Annotated in this window: 17 protein-coding genes; 7 read left to right on the top strand and 10 right to left on the bottom strand. The window is 35.5% G+C overall.

Annotated elements, in window-relative coordinates:
* Nucleotides 1-2: 2 nt before the first annotated feature.
* The 10 genes from CSW08_RS04365 to CSW08_RS04320 all read right to left on the bottom strand — a co-directional run bounded on the left by CSW08_RS04365 (nucleotide 3) and on the right by CSW08_RS04320 (nucleotide 10904).
* Nucleotides 3-677 carry a TetR/AcrR family transcriptional regulator gene (locus CSW08_RS04365; RefSeq protein ID WP_106658677.1) on the bottom strand — a complete coding sequence of 225 codons (675 nt, stop codon included), beginning with the start codon at nucleotides 675-677 and terminating at the stop codon, nucleotides 3-5.
* Between the two features lie 139 nt (nucleotides 678-816).
* A complete protein-coding gene (locus CSW08_RS04360; protein WP_106658676.1) occupies nucleotides 817-1518 on the bottom strand; it encodes a sulfite exporter TauE/SafE family protein in 702 nt (233 codons plus the stop codon).
* Between the two features lies 1 nt (nucleotide 1519).
* Entirely contained in the window at nucleotides 1520-1966 is a 447-nt protein-coding gene (locus CSW08_RS04355; protein WP_106658675.1) for a FixH family protein, read from the bottom strand.
* A 228-nt stretch (nucleotides 1967-2194) separates the two neighbouring features.
* Nucleotides 2195-3619, bottom strand: coding sequence for a cytochrome c oxidase accessory protein CcoG (gene ccoG, locus CSW08_RS04350; RefSeq protein WP_106658674.1), 1425 nt, complete (start codon nucleotides 3617-3619; stop codon nucleotides 2195-2197).
* 134 nt (nucleotides 3620-3753) lie between these two features.
* Nucleotides 3754-4686 (bottom strand): cbb3-type cytochrome c oxidase N-terminal domain-containing protein, encoded by a 933-nt coding sequence (locus tag CSW08_RS04345; protein ID WP_106658673.1) that lies wholly within the window; start codon nucleotides 4684-4686, stop codon nucleotides 3754-3756.
* Entirely contained in the window at nucleotides 4683-4871 is a 189-nt protein-coding gene (locus tag CSW08_RS18340; RefSeq protein ID WP_106658672.1) for a CcoQ/FixQ family Cbb3-type cytochrome c oxidase assembly chaperone, read from the bottom strand. Before CSW08_RS18340 ends, CSW08_RS04345 begins: the two co-directional genes overlap by 4 nt.
* Before the next feature lie 101 nt (nucleotides 4872-4972).
* Complete coding sequence (gene ccoN, locus CSW08_RS04335; protein ID WP_106658671.1) at nucleotides 4973-7153, bottom strand: cytochrome-c oxidase, cbb3-type subunit I; 2181 nt, start codon at nucleotides 7151-7153, stop codon at nucleotides 4973-4975.
* Between the two features lie 11 nt (nucleotides 7154-7164).
* Complete coding sequence (ccoS, locus tag CSW08_RS04330; protein WP_106658670.1) at nucleotides 7165-7350, bottom strand: cbb3-type cytochrome oxidase assembly protein CcoS; 186 nt, start codon at nucleotides 7348-7350, stop codon at nucleotides 7165-7167.
* Between the two features lie 144 nt (nucleotides 7351-7494).
* On the bottom strand, nucleotides 7495-9903 hold the full coding sequence (locus CSW08_RS04325; protein WP_106658669.1) for a heavy metal translocating P-type ATPase: 2409 nt from the start codon (nucleotides 9901-9903) through the stop codon (nucleotides 7495-7497).
* Between the two features lie 101 nt (nucleotides 9904-10004).
* Nucleotides 10005-10904 carry a diacylglycerol/lipid kinase family protein gene (locus CSW08_RS04320; protein ID WP_106658668.1) on the bottom strand — a complete coding sequence of 300 codons (900 nt, stop codon included), beginning with the start codon at nucleotides 10902-10904 and terminating at the stop codon, nucleotides 10005-10007.
* A gap of 63 nt (nucleotides 10905-10967) precedes the next feature.
* Here CSW08_RS04320 and CSW08_RS04315 point away from each other — a divergent pair, with 63 nt between their 5' ends.
* The 7 genes from CSW08_RS04315 to CSW08_RS04285 all read left to right on the top strand — a co-directional run bounded on the left by CSW08_RS04315 (nucleotide 10968) and on the right by CSW08_RS04285 (nucleotide 18791).
* Entirely contained in the window at nucleotides 10968-11933 is a 966-nt protein-coding gene (locus CSW08_RS04315; RefSeq protein WP_106658667.1) for an App1 family protein, read from the top strand.
* Nucleotides 11934-12059: 126 nt separating this feature from the next.
* Nucleotides 12060-13304, top strand: a complete 1245-nt coding sequence (locus tag CSW08_RS04310) for a PAS domain-containing sensor histidine kinase (protein ID WP_106658666.1) — start codon at nucleotides 12060-12062, stop codon at nucleotides 13302-13304.
* Complete coding sequence (locus tag CSW08_RS04305) at nucleotides 13301-14350, top strand: response regulator (protein ID WP_106658665.1); 1050 nt, start codon at nucleotides 13301-13303, stop codon at nucleotides 14348-14350. Before CSW08_RS04310 ends, CSW08_RS04305 begins: the two co-directional genes overlap by 4 nt.
* An 88-nt stretch (nucleotides 14351-14438) precedes the next feature.
* Entirely contained in the window at nucleotides 14439-15278 is an 840-nt protein-coding gene (locus CSW08_RS04300; RefSeq protein ID WP_106658664.1) for a universal stress protein, read from the top strand.
* 44 nt (nucleotides 15279-15322) lie between these two features.
* On the top strand, nucleotides 15323-16000 hold the full coding sequence (locus CSW08_RS04295; protein WP_106658663.1) for a Crp/Fnr family transcriptional regulator: 678 nt from the start codon (nucleotides 15323-15325) through the stop codon (nucleotides 15998-16000).
* 89 nt (nucleotides 16001-16089) lie between these two features.
* Nucleotides 16090-17220 carry a vWA domain-containing protein gene (locus CSW08_RS04290; protein WP_106658662.1) on the top strand — a complete coding sequence of 377 codons (1131 nt, stop codon included), beginning with the start codon at nucleotides 16090-16092 and terminating at the stop codon, nucleotides 17218-17220.
* A 110-nt stretch (nucleotides 17221-17330) separates the two neighbouring features.
* The gene (locus tag CSW08_RS04285; protein ID WP_106658661.1) at nucleotides 17331-18791 is read left to right on the top strand and encodes a magnesium chelatase; all 1461 of its coding nucleotides are present in this window, start codon (nucleotides 17331-17333) and stop codon (nucleotides 18789-18791) included.
* Nucleotides 18792-18897: the final 106 nt, after the last annotated feature.

Here is an 18897-nt window from a genome sequence, read left to right as displayed (position 1 = left end):
AATTATAATTTTAAGGTATTTATGGTAAGGTTGGTAAAGAAATTAGAGGGTGATATGTTTTCGTTGCAACTGGTTATGGACTTAAAATGATCCTTTAAAAAATGCTGGTGCAAACCACCATCTAGAATAGTACTTGCTAAAGAATCAGGAAATGGGTAATCGGGTTGCGAATTTTTAATAATATCACTCAAACGATTTACGATACGTTTGTAAATAACAAAATAACCATCTTTGTTTTCTTGGTCGACTTCCTTGGTTAAAAAAGATTTTGAGTTTTCGTTAATAATAATATTATTAAGGGCAACTTCATTAATATGCGTATAACTCTGGTCTGTTTTTATGGTCCTACAAACAATATCAATGGCTTTTAATAGCTTTTCTTTCTTATCAGAAATACTATGTGTTTCCAAAACCAACTGGTATTCAATCCAGCCCCAGTACCAAGACGATAAATATAACAGAAGTTTATGTTTACTTTCAAAGTAGCGGTAAATAGAGCTTTCGTTAGAGCCTATTTTTTCTCCCAATTTTTTAAAAGTGAAGGCATCAAAACCAATGGCATCTATTAACAAAATGCTGTTTTCAATAATACGTTTCCCTAATTCGGATGATTCAGGATCTTTCAGAAATATGTTTTCTGGGACAGCGATTTTTAAATTGGATAGTAAGGTTCGCATGATGTCTTAATTCAATTGCAAATATAATAGTATTACTATTAAAAATGAAAATAATGCTATCATATTTATCAATCGTTCATAATTAAAAACTATTGAAAAAAATAAAAGGACTTAAAAACGGTTGAATCCGTCAGGAATACTAATGGCAATCCATGCTACTTGTCACAATATCATGCATGGGGGCAGGAGAGAGGTAAGGTATGCCTAATCCTAAGCCGCGAAGAATAAATAGAAGCCCTATAATAACAACAAAAACAGGAATGGCTTTCTGTATTTTTTGTCGCATATTTCCTTTTAAAAAATGACTAAAATAAATCGCTGTCGTCATTAATGGGATAGTTCCCAATCCAAAAATGGCCATATACAAACTACCGCTCAAGGCGTTGCCACTGGCAATGGCGGCAAACACAGCCATATACACCAATCCGCAAGGTAAAAAACCATTTAAAAAACCAATGGTTAAAAAGGTTTCCAGTGTTTTTTTCTTTAGGGCAGCACCTAGCGAAGATTTAACTTTTGAAATGATTTTAAAGAGGGGCTTAGAGGCATTGTATTTACTAAATGTTTGATAAGGTATTAGCACAACAACAATCATGAGCAACCCAACAATAATAGATAGTTGTTGCTGAAAACCAAAAAGATATAAGCTTTTCCCGATAAGCCCAAATGCAAATCCAATAATACTGTAAGTCAACAGTCTTCCTAAATGGTAAAGGACAATTTGTGATATTTTAATATAGGTATTTGTTCTGTTTAAAGGCAGCATAAAAGCAATAGGCCCACACATGCCCACGCAGTGAAAGCTTCCCAATAATCCCAATACAAATGCCGAAATGAGCATATTAATAATTTATGGTTTCTTTATATAAATAAGATTGTCCGTTGTATTGCCAATCCACTTTAATGTTCCAGCGACCATCTACCAAACGTTTGTCAGGTATGAGCAAATATTGATTAGACAATGAAATAACCGTATCAAAATCTAATTGTTTGTTAGATGGTCTATATAGGAACACATTTCCAGTAATGTTGTTTAGATCAATATCTTTAGGAAAAACAATAAGTAAGCCTTCAGCAGTTCGTTTATGACTTATATTTTCATTTAAATTTTTGGCATTGTTTAGTTTGTCAATATCCTCTTGGTATTTTAGTTCTTCGGCATAATAATCTTCTGTTACCAAGTCGTGGTCAAACTTATCATCCACATTTATAGTGATAATAAAATACATGATAAAGCTTATAAACCCTATAAACGCCAATACAATCCCAGTTCCCCAGTTTATTTTCATCTTATTATTTTTTTGTCATCCTGTCCCGATAGCTATCGGGAGGAAATCTATTTATTTTGTCATCCTGAACTTGTTTCAGGATCTCATTATTACTTTTTTAGCACTTTTCCCAAGACCTAAAACCCAGCACCCAGTACCAATTACCTATCACCCATCAACCAACACCCAACACCAAATAGTTAATAGCTAACAACCACTAGCTAACAACCAACAACCATCACCCATCAACTACCTAAAGCTCCTAGGGCCTAAAAAATTAGCCGTCGTAGTTTCAATCAATTTGTCGCCTTGGTAAACGCCAATTTTAATTTTGTTCCTATCCCCAGTTAGAGCCGCATTATTAATTTCAACAAACAGCGTTCCTTTAGCCATACCCAGCTTAGGAACCGTAAAGCTATTGCTGGTTGCCACCAACTTTAAGTCGCCTTTATGGGACATTAATTTAAAACTCACATCGTCAATATCATTCGTCGTTTTATTTATCAATTTATAAGTAAACACATTACTGATGATGTTATTTTCTTTGTGCTCAAATAACTGCCCTGGCAATCTTAAAACAGTTGCTTCTAAATCGTTCCTTAAAAAGAGCATCCCAGTTAGCAACCCAATTAAAATAGTAAGAACGGCAATATAGCCTTTGATTCTCGCCGTCAGTTTAAAGGGCGCTTTTTTCTCGATATTATCTTCACTGGCGTATCTTATCAAACCTTTAGGCAGGTTGACACTTTCCATAATGCTATCGCACTCATCAATGCAAGCGGTACAATTTACGCACTCTAGTTGCGTGCCGTTTCTAATATCGATACCTGTTGGGCATACGTGTACACACTGAAAACAATCGATGCAATCACCATGTCCTAAGGCCTGTCTATCTTCATTTTTTCTAATTTTTTTCCTGCCGTTTTCACCTTCTCCACGTTTGTGGTCGTAAGCCACCACAATCGATTTATTATCCAACAATACCCCTTGTAACCTTCCATAAGGACAGGCAATCACGCAAACTTGTTCTCTAAACCATGCAAATACAAAATAAAAAACAGCCGTAAAAATGAGTAAGGATATTAGGTTGCTAATGTGGTTAAGAGGATTGTCGGTTATATAGCTTATCAGTTTATCCCCACCTATTAAATACGCTAAAAACACATTCGCAATGACAAAGGAAATGAAAAGGAAAATAATCAGTTTTAATCCTTTTTTTCTTATTTTTTCGGCGTTCCAAGGTTGTTTGGCCAACCGTATTTGTTTACCTCTGTCGCCTTCAATCCAATATTCTATACGTCGGAATACCATTTCCATAAAGATGGTTTGCGGACAAATCCAACCGCAAAAAATGCGACCAAAAGCAACCGTAAACAGCGTAATAAACACCACGCCAATGATCATGGAAATTACAAAAAGAAAAAAATCCTGTGGCCAAAATGGAAATCCGAAAATATTAAAACGGCGTTCTAAAACATTGAACATTAAAAATTGGTTGCCATTTATTTTTATAAATGGAGCAGTAAGTAAAAATACCAGTAATATATAGCTTACCCATTTTCTGTAGGTATAGAATTTGCCACTAGGTTTTTTAGGAAATACCCAAGCGCGTTTGCCCTCCTCGGTAATCGTGCTAATGGAATCTCTAAATACTTCGTTTTCTGGTGTTTTCAATGTTGTTGTTTTCTATATAGATGCCATGTCGAGTGAATTTTTTAAAAATTTATATCGAGACCATTGTGAGAGTGTTCTCGATACATTCCGATAGATCCCGATAACCATCGGGACGGAACACTCGAACTGACATGCTATTGATTAGTCACTGCTTGTATTGAATCTGTTGCCGTTTCGGCAGGAATTTCAGAAGTGCTTTCTCCCCATAAATCACCTTCTGGTTCTTTAGGATTGGCAGGTGTAGTACCTTGAAATGTTAAAACATAACTGGCAACTTGCGCCATTTCAAGTGGTTTTAATTGTTGCTTCCAAGCAATCATTCCTTTACCAGAACGCCCACCCTCGCTGATGGTATTAAAAATACTTTTAATATCGCCACCTAAAATCCAATGTTGATCGGTTAAGTTCGGACCAATACCACCGCCACCATCTGCCATGTGGCAGGCAATACAATTGGTTTCGAAAATGGTTTTGCCGGCGCTTAAATCGGCAGCATCTGTAAGCAAGGTTACGGTATTAACATCAACCAAATCTTTGGCGGTTATTTTGTAGGCTTCAATAGCTGCTTGTGCATTTGCTAATTCGGTTTCTAATTCATCGTATTGGTTAGCCCCGTTAAATACGTGGTATCTTAACAAATATACAACACCAAATATAATGGAGATGTAAAACCCATATAGCCACCAAGGTGGTAAGTTATTATCTAACTCTCTTATGCCATCATAGTTATGGTCAAGGATAATTTCACCTTCTTCTTCAAGCGGTTTAGAGCCTAAAAGTTTTTTGTAGGTGTTTTTTATCCAAGTGAATTTGTAAGTGCTTTCTTTTTCGGCTAAAAAGCGCGCTTTGGCTTCTTCATCCAATTTAAAAAGCATCACATTTTCTAAGGCACTAACGATTGCTTCAATAGCAATAAGGATAAGCAGAACCAGAAAAAGAAATAGCAATACGGCGGGATATACCATAAAGGCAGGTTTGTCTCCAGAATCAATCACATATTCGGTTAACCCGAAAATGATGAAGAATACAATTGGTACGCGTATCCATGATGGAATTAAATGTCTCATAGCTCTGTGTCGTTTTGGTTGTTATCTAATGGAATATTACTTACAATTTTTATATACTCTTTCTTAGCGGTAAATACCCACCAAAAAAGGATGACAAAAAAGCTAAAGAAAATGAGAAGTGATATGATAGGGTAAATCTCGATACCCTCCATACTCTCCATGTGACCTTTTATGAATTTTAACATGATTTTTTTAGTTTTTGGTTAATGGTTAATGGTTAATGGTTTTTGGTTGATGGTTGTTAGTTTATGGTTTTTACCATCAACCACTAACCACCAACCACCAACTATTTTAATGTTTCTACTTTTATATCGGTGCCTAAGCGTTGCAAATACGCTATCATGGCAACAATTTCTCTGTTTCTCATTTCAACAAAAGTTTCGCCATTATCTTTAGCATATGTTTTGTCAGCTTCATAAGAATTCATAAAATCTGGATCGGTATAAAGATTTTTCTCAATGTCTGCCCCTTGCTTCAGCATATGCTCTTGAGCATTAGCTATGTCTTCCTCTGTATAAGGAACACCTAACGACACCATCGCTTTCATTTTGGTTTCGGTTAACGATTTATCCAATTCATCATTGATTAACCAAGGATAACGAGGCATGATGGAACCCGATGAGGTGCTTTGTGGATCGTACATGTGGTTAAAGTGCCAATTATCGGAATATTTACCACCAATTCTATGTAAATCTGGTCCTGTACGTTTGCTGCCCCATAAAAAGGGATGGTCATAAACATACTCTCCTGCTTTTGAGTATTCGCCATAGCGTTCAACCTCACTTCTAAACGGACGAATCATTTGTGAATGGCAACCCACACAACCTTCGCGGATGTAAATATCGCGTCCTTCCAACTCTAAAGGCGAGTATGGTTTCACACTGGCAATGGTTGGTATATTGGATTTTACCATAATGGTTGGTACAATTTGAATGATACCACCAATTAATATGGCAACAGTCGCTAAAAGGGTCAATTGCACTGGTCTGCGCTCTAACCAAGAGTGCCAACCTTCTCCGATAACACGTTTTTTGGTAACACGTTCTAGCGCAGCAGCTTCAGCTAATTCGTCTTCCACATTACTACCTTGTTTTATGGTAACAATCACATTATAAACCATAATAAGCATACCTGTAATAAATAAAGTACCTCCAATGGCACGCATCCAGTACATAGGCATAATTTCGGTAACGGTTTCTAAAAAGTTTCCGTAAGTTAATGTGCCATCTGGGTTAAATTGCTTCCACATACTGGCTTGGGTGAATCCAGCAACGTACATGGGCAATGCATACATAATAATACCTAAGGTGCCAATCCAGAAATGTAGATTTGCTAATCCAATAGAGTATAGTTTGGTTTTAAATAATCTTGGAACTAACCAGTAAATCATACCAAACGTTAAGAATCCGTTCCATGCCAACGCACCAACGTGCACGTGAGCAATAATCCAATCGGTGTAATGCGCAATGGCATTCACGTTTTTAAGTGATAATGTAGGCCCTTCAAACGTTGCCATACCATAACCTGTAATAGCAACGACCATGAATTTTAAAACTGGATCAACACGGACTTTGTCCCAAGCACCACGTAGTGTTAACAGACCATTTATCATACCACCCCAAGATGGCATTAATAACATGACTGAAAATGCAACACCTAAATTTTGTGCCCATTCTGGCAACGCGGTGTATAATAAATGATGTGGGCCTGCCCAAATATAGATGAAGATTAACGACCAAAAGTGAACTATGGAAAGCCTATAAGAGTACACAGGTCTGTTAGCTGCTTTTGGTACAAAATAGTACATCAATCCTAAAAACGGTGTGGTTAAAAAGAAGGCTACGGCATTATGTCCGTACCACCATTGTACCAAGGCATCTTGTACCCCAGCATAAACCGAGTAGCTTTTTAAACCACTCACAGGAAGTTCTAAACTGTTGAAAATATGCAATACGGCAACGGTTACAAACGTGGCTATATAAAACCAAATAGCAACATATAAATGGCGTTGTCTTCTTTTTAATATGGTACCAATTAAGTTCCATCCAAAAACCACCCATACCACAGCGATAGCAATATCTATGGGCCACTCCAATTCAGCATATTCTTTAGATGACGAATAACCTAATGGTAAGGTTATGGCAGCCGCAACAATAATAAGTTGCCACCCCCAAAAGTTGATTTTGCTTAATACATCGTTAAACATTCTAGCTTTAAGTAAACGTTGTGTAGAGTAGTAAACCCCTGCAAAAATAGCGTTACCCACAAAGGCAAAAATAACGGCATTGGTATGCAATGGTCGTAAACGACCAAAACTTAGCCACGAAATGCCATCGGTTAAGTTTGGGAATAAAAACAGAAATGCAAGAAGTAAGCCTACCAACATACCTACAACCCCCCAAAGCATGGTGGCATAGATAAAGTTTTTAACGATTTTATTATCGTAGTGAAATTGCTGTATTTCCATAGTTGTGGTTGTTAATCTTTTTTGGTTAGTATTGATTTTTTGGATTTTTCTTTAATGAGTTCGTCTTCAAACAGCATGCGAACGGATGGGGTGTAACTATCATCGAACTGCCCGCTTCTTATCGCTACTATAAAAGCAATAAAAAAACCAACAGCCACAATAATGCTTATAGTCAGTAAAACATAAATAACGCTCATACCTAATTGAAGTTATGGTTCAAAAATATCTCTATCTGTTTTTGTAAAAAATGACATTTGTCATATTTGGTTCTATTCTATTTTTTTGCCACTAATTCACAAATTATTTTTTCCTCTCCCTAACCCTCTCCGAACGAGAGGGAACTACTCATCCTCAGGCATCCGTTTCCTCCCCTTAGGGGAGGTTAGGTGGGGAATATTATTAGTAGCCACTGTTGTAAAGGCAACAATGCTTATGGAGCTTAAAGGCATTAAAATAGCAGCTACAACGGGTTCCAATTGACCTGTAACCGCAAAATAAAGGCCGATACAATTGTATAGGAACGACAACAGAAAACTCCATTTAATGATGTTTATGGCCGATTTTGATGCTTTTATATAATGGTACAATTCGTTGAATTTTGAGGCATCCAGTATGGCATCGCACGCGGGAGAAAAGACATTCACGTTTTCTGAAATGGCAATGCCCACATGACTTTGCGCCAAGGCACCAGCATCATTTAAACCATCGCCAATCATCAATACATGGGCGCCTTCACTTTGATGGTATTTAATATATTCCAATTTGTCTTCTGGCTTTTGGTTGAACAATAGCTTGGTTTTTGTTGGAAGCAACTTGGTAAGATTATCTTTTTCACCTTCGTTATCTCCTGAAAGAATGACCAAATCATAATCCTGCTTTAGTTTGTTGAATAACTGCGACAATCCTTTTCGATATGCATTATAAAAGGTGAATTTTCCTTTGTAGGTATTGTTGCTGCTGATATGAACGGCTGTGTTTAATGTGGCTGTTTCAGAAGTGTAGCCAACAAAAGGTGCAGATCCAATTTTTATGGAATCTTGTTTGTATTGTGCTTCAATGCCCTTTCCTAAATATTCTTCATACCTATCTAAAGTAAGGATATTATGTTCGTTTAAAAGATGGTATAATGATCTGCTTAAGGGATGGTTAGACCCTCTCAACGTGCTTTTTAATAACACTTCTTCATCCTTAGAAAGAGATATTCCTTCATAGGCGATGGACGTTTCTTTATTGGCAGTAATGGTACCTGTTTTATCGAAAATAATGGTGTCTATTTTAGCCAATTGTTCAATAACACTGGCATTTTTTAAGTAGAATTTTTTCTTGCCCAAAATGCGAAGCACATTACCAAACGTAAAAGGGGCAGCCAATGCCAAAGCACAGGGACAGGCAATGATTAACACCGATGTAAAAACGTTTATAGCTTTACTAGAATCTACTATCAACCAAAACGTCGTTGCGAATACAGCGATTATTAAAATGCTTATGGTAAACCGTTTACTTATTTGGTTGGTAATATTTGTAAATGCCAATGATTTGTCCTTTTTAAAGACATCGTTACTCCAAAGTTGTGTTAAATAGCTTTGCTCAACCGATTTTAAAACATCAACTTCTATCGTCCCATTCAGTTGCTTACCACCTGCGAATAGTTTGTCGCCAGACTGTTTGCTAACCGTTTTAGATTCGCCCGTCACAAAACTATAATCAATCCGCGCTTGTCCTTTTATCAAAATGCAATCCACAGGAATGAGTTCTTCGTTCCTAATTAAAAGTCGGTCGCCCTTTTCAATATCATACACCTGTACGGATTCTTCTTTTCCTTCAGTAGTTATTTTGGTGATACCAATAGGGAAATAGGATTTATAATCGCGTTCAAACGATAAAAAGGCATAGGTTTTTTGCTGAAAGAATTTCCCAAGCAATAAAAAGAAAATAAGTCCAGTTAAACTATCAAAAAAGCCAGAGCCAATATCGAACATAATTTCAACGGTACTTCTAATAAATAAAACCGAAACTCCTAAAGCGATGGGCACATCAATATTTAAAATCTTAGAACGAAGTCCTTTGTAGGCAGAAATAAAATAGTCTTGCGACGAATAAAACACAACGGGAAGGGAAAAAGCAAACATCAGCCATCTAAAAAAGGGTTTGAATTGTTCGAGCCAGAATTCGCCCACTTCAAAATACTCTGGAAACGATAAAAACATGACGTTTCCAAAGGCAAAACCAGCAACACCAAGTTTGTAAATTAAAGACCTATCAATGTGTTTTTTACCCACACTATAATCGTCTAAACTTATAAAAGGCTCATAACCAATACTACTTAATAAGGTAACCAGATTTTTTAACGAGAGGGTTTCGGCATTAAAAGTGATCCTAACGGTTTTTTTACCAAAGTTTACAACAGAGGCGCTTATGGAAGGATTTAATTTGTTGAGGTTCTCTAAAATCCAAATACAAGAACTACAATGGATATGTGGAATGTAGAGTGACACAATTTGGGTGGCACCATCATTGAATTCCAGTAATTGTTCTATTATTTTGGTGTTCTCTAAAAAGTTGTACTTACCCTCAATATCTTTGGGCGTGGCACCAGGAGCGTTTTGTAAATCGTAATAACAGGTTAAATCGTTTTCAGAAAAGATCTGATAGACTGTTTTGCAACCCTGACAACAAAATGATTTTTCGTCATAAACAATATTCGCCGTCGAGGCGTCTAAACCACAGTGAAAGCATGCGTGTTTGTCCATTTATTATTTGCTCTATTATACCTAGGGCAAATTTCAAAATTGATGTGCCTTTAAAATATGATATTAGTCATGTTTTTAAATATCGGCATACATCATGTAAACTACAAATTAATTTGAACCGTTTTCCTTGGTAACATAATTTTTATTTTTGAAGGTACTATGCTTGCCTCAATAGTCTCTACTTCGCCAATGTATTCGCCATCCACTTGAAGTGGAATTTTTTTCTTGCAGTGTATGGTTACTTTATTTGTAGCGAAGCTCTCTACAAATTCAGGGTCTCTTAACGATGTTTCGCTTAGGGTTTTTAAAATATCGATGACATCCATTTTTCTGAAAAGCAATACTTCAAAAATAGCATCATCCATTTTTCCCTCTGGATTAATAACAGCTCCCGTACCAAATTGGTTGGCGTTTGCAATGGCTATCATGATGCCTGCTTTTTGTATTTCCTTTCCGTTTATTTCTATTGAAAAACGATAAGGTAATTCAGATTCTACAAGTGTTGGAATGGTTTGAAGGGCATACCCTAGTTTCCCTCTCATAGACGAGTTTTCGTAGTTTTTTATTAGAAGGGCATTAATGCCTATATCAGCAATGTGAAGACAAAGATGGTTGTTTACTGAAATAATATCCATATCGATAAAATGATCACCTAAGACTATTTTAACTTGTTCTTCTAGACTATCCGGTAAATTGAAATTAGATGCTAATCCGTTTGCAGATCCAGCAGGAATAATGCCTATGGGTATATTTGATTCTAAGATAGCTTTAGCCACGAGCTGTATGGTACCGTCTCCACCTGCAACCAAAATCCGGTCAATGGATTTTTTTTCTATAATGTCTCTAATATGTTTTTCATCTTCATCGCCTGTGGTTTGGTAAGTTTCTAATGTAGCATGCAGATTTAAAACGATATTTTGTATGTCTTGAGTGATTACACCTTTTTCGGAACCTCCTGAAATGGGATTGATAACCAAAAGCAATTTTATTTTTGATTTCATAAAGCCTTTAAATTGTTTAAAATTAAGTAATTTGTCAGTCACTATAAGTTAATAAATTCTGAATTGGGAAAACTTGATTTAAAATTATACAGAGGTTATGTAAATGATGTAGAACTTGTTGTATCTGGGCATGTATTTCAATCATGGGCGCCTGATAAATACCGTCTTGATAACAAAGGTATTAGGCATGCGGTTTCCATAATTCATATGTTCAGAATAAAACCCTTTCCCAATGCGGTAGTGACTTTAAAATTTAAAAACCTTGAGATATCCACTAAAACGTTAAATGATGGTTTTTTTAGATTTACGGTGCCATTCAACGAACCACTTGAAAGTGGCTGGCATAATTATGAAGTGAGCTGTAAACTTCACAATTTTGGCATTGTGAATGTCGGGGAGATTTTAAAACCTTTTGATAGCAAACTTGGAATTATCTCGGACATAGATGATACCTTTCTTATGTCGCACAGCAGAAGTTTTTTTAAAAAAATTTATGTGCTTTTATTTAGAAACATCAACAACAGAAAAATTTTTGAAGATGTGGTGAAGCATTATAAAGCCTTAAGTATGGCAGGACAAACTAACGAAGTAGCTTCCAACTCCTTTTTTTTTGTGTCGAGCAGTGAATGGAATTTATATGAGTTTATAGATTCTTTTGCTAGATTGCATGAGCTACCAAAAGCGGTTATCAAACTAAGTGATATCAAGGCAGGAATTTCAGATTTTCTCTTTACAGGTCGTGGTACCCACAAGCATAAGTTTGTTAAAATAAAAGAAATTATTTCATTTTATCCACATTTACAGTATGTGCTGCTTGGCGATGATAGCCAAAGCGATCCGTACATTTATGAGCAAATTAGTAAGATTTTCCCAAAAAATATTAAAGCTGTTTACATTAGAAAAACAACTAATTCAAAAACCAAAGTTGTTAGTATCCTTAATAATATTGAGAGTTTAGGCGTGGCGGTTTGTTATTTTAAATTTAGTCATCAGGCCATAGCGCATTCTAAAATGATAGGTGTAGTTTAAAAAACGTAAATTTGTTTTTATTCGATGAATAAGGTTTATATGATTTTTAACCAAACCTTAATTTCAAGCAAGTATTATTTTAATTAATTTTGGTTTAATTTAAGAATTTAAAGGATTTCCAATTTAATGTATCAGAACGAAAAAGATATTTTTAATGTACTTTTTGAAGCCGTATCAGAAGGTGTTATAGTAGTAAATAATAAACAACAAATTGTTGAAACAAATGCATCTGCGGAACGTATGTTTGGATATAATAAAGATGAACTTGTTGGTCAGCATCTTAATGTTTTGATTCCCCAAAAATATCATGCTGGTCATGGCGCCCATGTAGATGGTTTTATGAAACATAAAGAAAGTAGGCAAATGGGTCGCGGACGTGATTTGTTTGGGGCTCACAAAAACGGTACTATATTTCCTGTGGAGGCTGGTTTGAATCCTTTGGAAATTAATAAGGAAGCGTTTGTGATGGCATTGGTTATAGACATCTCCATACGAAAGCAACAAGAACTTCAACTTCAGGAACTAAACAATGAATTAGAAAGAAAGGTTAAAGAGCGTACCAAGGCGTTAAGCGTTACTGTTGAAGAATTAAAAATTGTAAACCAAGAGCGTGATGTCGAAATTAAAAAGCGAATTGAAGCGCAGAATAAAACGAAGAGTGCCCTTAAAAAAGAAAAAGAACTCAACGAGTTAAAAACAAAATTTTTATCGTTGGTGTCACATGAATTTAAAACACCCTTAAGTGGTATTTTAACCTCGGCCATGTTATTGGGTAAATATAAATTGACGGAACAGCAAGAAAAAAGGGATAAGCATATAAAAACCATTTCAGACAAAGTACATTACCTTAATAATATTTTAAATGACTTTTTATCCATCGAAAAATTAGATACGGGTAAAATTAATTATAAGTTCTGCTCGTTTAAAATAAGCAAAGTGGTTAACGAAGTGGTGTATAATGCCAATATGCTTTTAAAAGAAGGCCAGGAAATAAAATATCCTGAGAACATAGATGATTATTCCATGTTTCAAGATGAAAAGATTGTAGAGTTGGCATTGTCCAACTTGGTACATAATGCCATTAAATACTCATCAGAGAACACATTAGTGGATATTCAAATAAAGCAAAATGATAAAAACACTACGTTTAAGATTAAGGATAATGGCATGGGAATTCCTATTAACGATCAAAAAAATATATTTAATCGTTATTTTAGAGCAGAAAATGCACTCCTTACACAGGGTACCGGTATTGGGTTGAATATTGTAAAAAGTCATTTGGAAAATCTGGGAGGTACCATCAGTTTTATAAGTGAGGAAAATAAAGGAAGTGAATTTGTAATTACGTTGCCAAATACAGCTAAACAATGAAGAACATATTACTAATAGAAGACGATGTTATTTTAAGGGAAAATACAGCAGAATTATTAGAACTATCTGATTATGATGTCACTACAGCACCAAACGGTAGGATTGGCTTGGAACTGGCCAAAAATAGTTTGCCAGATATTATTATTTGCGACATTATGATGCCCGAACTTGATGGTTATGGTGTTTTGGAAGGCCTGGCTGGAGATGAAAAAACCAAACACATTCCTTTTATATTCTTATCGGCAAAAACGGAGCGTAAGGATGTTAGAAAGGGCATGGATTTAGGAGCCGACGATTATATCACCAAGCCTTTTGAAGAAGAAGAGCTTATAAGTGCCATAGAAAGCCGCTTAGCTAAAGCCGCTATTTTAAAGGATAGACATGATTCCGAAAAACAAACAGACTCTAATGAAGAAGAACTTAGAACGCTTAACGACCTTAAAATATTTTTTGATGATAATGGAGAAACCTTAAGTTTTCCTCAAGGTGAAGTGATTTATGGCGAAGGACAAAATTCCAATTACATCTATTTGATTTCTAAAGGTTTAATAAAATGTCATAAACTAGATGATCAAGGGAAAGACCTTACAACTGCATTATATAAAGAAGATGACTTATTTGGCTATACTTCCTTCACTCAAAACACGCCTTATCAAGAAACCGCTACCGCAATACAAGATGCTGTTTTAATAGGGATTTCAAAAAATGAACTTAAAGAGGTGCTTAACAGTAACCATAAAGTAACCTTAGAACTTATACAGTTGCTTACCGAAGATCTTACCATGGTAAAAGACCAATTACTGCAAATGGCTTATAGCTCGGTTAAAAAACGAACAGCAAATACCATATTGAAATTTGCGGAAAAACTTAATCGTAAACCCAATGATGCCATTAGAATTTCACGAAACGATTTAGCCAGTGTAGCAGGTATTGCATTAGAAAGTCTAATCAGGACGCTTTCTAGTTTTAAAGATATGGGGATTATTGAGATTGAAGGCCGTAATATTAAAATTTTAGACATCAATAAACTTCAGCAAATGGACTGATTTTGTTCAAATAAGAATAGAATTATGATTTTAGTCATATTTCATTAATAGCCATGCCATTAATTTTGTTTTCTACAAGATTATAGGCATGAAGAATATTTTAATACCAACCGATTTTTCAGAAAATTCATGGAATGCGATTGAATATGCACTTCATTTTTTTAGTAAATCATCATGTAATTTTTATTTATTGCATGTTACTACTAAAAATACTTTTGTAGAATCTGTTGTATCACCAAGTCAAACTCAAGATATTAGTTCTGAAACATTAACACAGCCCTCAAAAAAATGTTTGCAAGACATTATAAAGCGCATACACGAAAGCTTTCCTAAAAATCCTCTTCATAGGTTTTTTGCAGTTTCAGATAGCAATTATTTGATACACTCCATAAGGGAACAGGTAGCGCAAAAAAAGATCCACCTCATTGTAATGGGAACCAAAGGGTCAACCGATATGAAAAAACTCCCAATCGGCAGCAATGCTGGCAATGTTATTACAAAGGTAAAATGTGCTACGATGGTTATTCCAGAAAATGCCAAATATAAAGCGCCTAAGGAAATTGCATTTCCAACCGATTTCTCCATTTTTTACCGACCTGAAATATTACAGCCCATAATTGATATTGTTGAAACAAATAATGCCTCGGTTAACGTGCTGCATGTAAATAGAAAAGGAGTAGAACTGAATGATGATCAACAAAGAAATAAGGATTATTTAGATGACTATTTTATTAATTGCAACCATAGTTTCCATTTTTTAACAAACACACATTTAGAAGATGCTGTTCAGCAATTTGTGGACGATAGAAACATTAATTTAATAACCATGTTAGCTAAAAATCTCAATTATTTTCAAAAAATATTATTTCATCCCACATCAAATGAAATTAGTTACTATAAAAATGTGCCTTTTCTAATTTTACATTAAGGTGTTTAGGAAAGACTGAATGTTTCAAAACTTAAATAAACAGCATGGGTAAGTGTGAACAATGCATAATAAAACAATTTAATGCGCTTAAATCTTTAAGTAAAGACGAGCTTGTTAGAATTTCTAGTTGCAAAACATCTATGATTATTAAGAAAGGTGATGTTATATTTGAGGAAGGAGATTCTATAAACGGCGTATATTGTGTGAAAGACGGTATTTGCAAGCTATCAAAATTAAGTTCTAACGGTAAAGATCAAATTGTTAAAATTGTGGTAAAAGGTGATTTATTGGGTCAGCGTTCACTAATTACTGGCGAAACCGCCAATTTACAAGCAACAGCTTTAAATGATATGGAATTGTGTTTTATTCCGAAAAATGAAATTGTTTATGATTTGCTTAATAACTCAAAATTTTCATTTGATGTTTTAAAGGAAATGGCGCACGATTTAAAAGAAGCAGATGATATAATAGTGAATATGGCACAAAAAACAGTGAGACAGCGGCTTGCTGAAACTATAATTTATATTCATGATAACTTTGGCACAAACCCAGATGGTACTTTAAGTGTTCTGTTGTCTCGCGAAGATTTCGCTAATATTGTCGGCACAGCTGTTGAGTCAGCCATTAGGGTATTATCACAATTTAAAAAAGAAGGACTAATAGCTACAATTGGCAAGCGTATCAAGATTAATAATATTGATGGATTAAAACGTGTAGAATAGTTCTTATAAGTGTTTCTCTGGTTGTCCATAGAAAAATTTAATACTTCCTTAGCTTTTTTTGGCTTTAAATAGCGTATTTTTATGCTGCTATGGTAAACAAGAATACGTCTAGAAAGGGTTTTGTATTTAAAAAATATGAAGCCCCAAACAAATCTCCTTTTGATACACTCTTTGAGATATTTAAAGAGCTTATTACGCATACATCGGGCGACTTTGATGAAGCTATTGATTGGTTGCGGGAACTAGATAAGGAATACAAGTTAACCACATCGGAATATACCATTGACGATTTTATTGAGGACCTTAAAAAGAAAGGTTATGTACGGGAAGAAATTGATCCAGATGGTAACAGTGGAGGCACAACCATTACCGCAAAAACCGAAAGAGCCATTCGTCAGCAAGCTCTAGACCAAATTTTTGGCAACATCAAGCGCAGTGGCCAGGGCAATCATAAAAGCAAAAGTCCTGGTATTGGTGATGAGCATACAGGCGATTTTAGAAACTATCAATTTGGTGATAGTTTAGATAAAGTGTCCGTTACCGAAAGTTTAAAAAATGCGCAGATTAATCATGGTATTGGAAACTTTAGCCTTTCTGAAGACGATTTGGTTGTTGAAGAAACACTTCACAAATCCCAAATGAGCACCGTATTGATGATTGATATTAGCCATAGTATGATATTGTATGGTGAAGATAGAATCACGCCAGCAAAAAAAGTAGCCATGGCATTGGCAGAATTAATCACCACACGCTACCCAAAAGACACGTTGGATATTTTGGTGTTTGGTAATGATGCCTGGCAAATTGAAATTAAAGAGCTACCTTATCTAAAAGTGGGACCCTATCACACTAATACGGTGGCGGGTTTGCAATTGGCAATGGACTTACTTCGAAGAAAACGAAATACCAACAAACAAATTTTTATGATAACCGATGGCAAGCCAAGCTGTGTGCGCATGCCAGACGGACAATATTATAAGGACAGTGTGGGGTTAAACCCATTTATTACCAATAAGTGTTATGCCATGGCGCAACAAGCCAGGCGATTGCATATCCCCATAACAACGTTTATGATTGCGCAGGACGATTATTTAATGCAGTTTGTTCGCGAATTTACCTATGCCAACCAAGGAAAAGCATTTTACACGGGATTAAAAGGCTTGGGCGAAATGATTTTTGAGGATTATGAAACGAATAGGAAGAAGCGTATTAGGGGATAGAAGCCCCACCCAGCCTCCCCAAAGGGGAGGAGTACAAAACGGAAAAAATAACGAATTAATATACCCACAATAATTCCCTCTCCTTTGGAGAGGGCTAGGGAGAGGAAAAAATGAGAAATATAAAAACATTTGGAGACTTAAAGGCTTCAGGATACAAAAGCAAATCGATTAAAGATGAATTGAGAGATAACCTCATTCAGAAAATAAAGAATAAAGAAACCACCTTTGAAGGTGTCCATGGCTATGAAAATACGGTGATTCCTGAGTTGGAACGGGCCATTTTATCTCGCCATAACATTAATTTATTGGGGTTGCGCGGACAAGCAAAAACACGTTTAGCTCGGTTGATGATTAATATATTGGATGAATATATTCCTTTTGTAGAGGGTTCAGAAATTAATGATGATCCATTTCAGCCCATTTCTAGATATGCCAAAGAATTACTAAAAGAAAAGGGTGACGATACGCCCATTTCTTGGTTGCATAGAAGTGAACGCTTTGCCGAAAAATTAGCTACTCCAGATGTTACGGTAGCCGATATTATTGGCGATGTAGATCCCATTAAAGCAGCCAATTTAAAATTAAGTTATGCAGACGATAGAGTGATTCATTATGGTATGATACCTAGAGCTAATCGTTGTATTTTTGTCATCAATGAATTACCGGATTTACAGGCTAGAATTCAGGTCGCTTTATTTAATATTTTACAAGAAGGCGATGTGCAAATTAGGGGGTTTAAGTTGAGGTTGCCTTTGGATATTCAGTTTCTATTTACAGCAAATCCTGAAGATTATACCAATAGAGGAAGCATTGTAACGCCATTAAAGGATAGAATTGGGTCTCAAATTTTAACCCATTATCCAGCAGATATTGAAACGGCAAGATTGATTACCGAACAAGAGGCTAAGGTTTTAGAAAGTCAATCACAGTCCATTTCAGTGCCAGATTTAGCAAAAGATTTATTGGAACAAATTGTGTTTGAAGCCAGGGAAAGTGACTTTATAGATTCCAAAAGTGGTGTCAGTGCCAGATTAAGTATTACCGCATTCGAAAATTTATTAAGTACGGCAGAGCTTCGTGCTTTAAAATCTGGGGATGAAACAACCACGGTACGTTTAAGTGACTTTGTTGGTATCATTCCATCCATTACTGGGAAAGTGGAACTGGTTTATGAAGGTGAGCAAGAAGGCGCGGCTGTAGTGGCGTATAATTTAATAGGTGAAGCTGTTAAAAGGTTGTTCGAAGAATTTTTTCCTAAAATTGGTAAACTTAAAAAACAAACTGAGGAAGGTCCGTATGATGATATTGTGTCATGGTTTTTCAATCAAAAAGATGGTTTTGAATTATTGGATGATATTAATGATAAGGAATACAAAATGATGTTGGATGCCATCTCCCCTTTAGATGATTTATTACGTGAGTACCAGCCCGATATTGAAAAAGACGATGTGTATTTTGAAAAAGAGTTTGTGCTTTGGGCGTTGGTTGAATTTAAGTTGCTTAGTAAATTTAGGTTCGCAGAAGGTACTCATTTTAAAGACCCTTATGGCAGTTTTATAAGCGGTATTTAGGGAACGTTAATGCTTCTACTATACTTGCTTTTTTTTTAAATAGGCTTAAACTAAAATAATTTGGTTTTAAGCCTTTTTTATGACTTTCCTTAATTATTAAAATTTA

The sequence above is a fragment of the Confluentibacter flavum genome (genome assembly GCF_002843175.1).
GTDB lineage: Bacteria > Bacteroidota > Bacteroidia > Flavobacteriales > Flavobacteriaceae > Confluentibacter > Confluentibacter flavum.
This window is presented reverse-complemented; position numbering and strand designations above follow the sequence as displayed.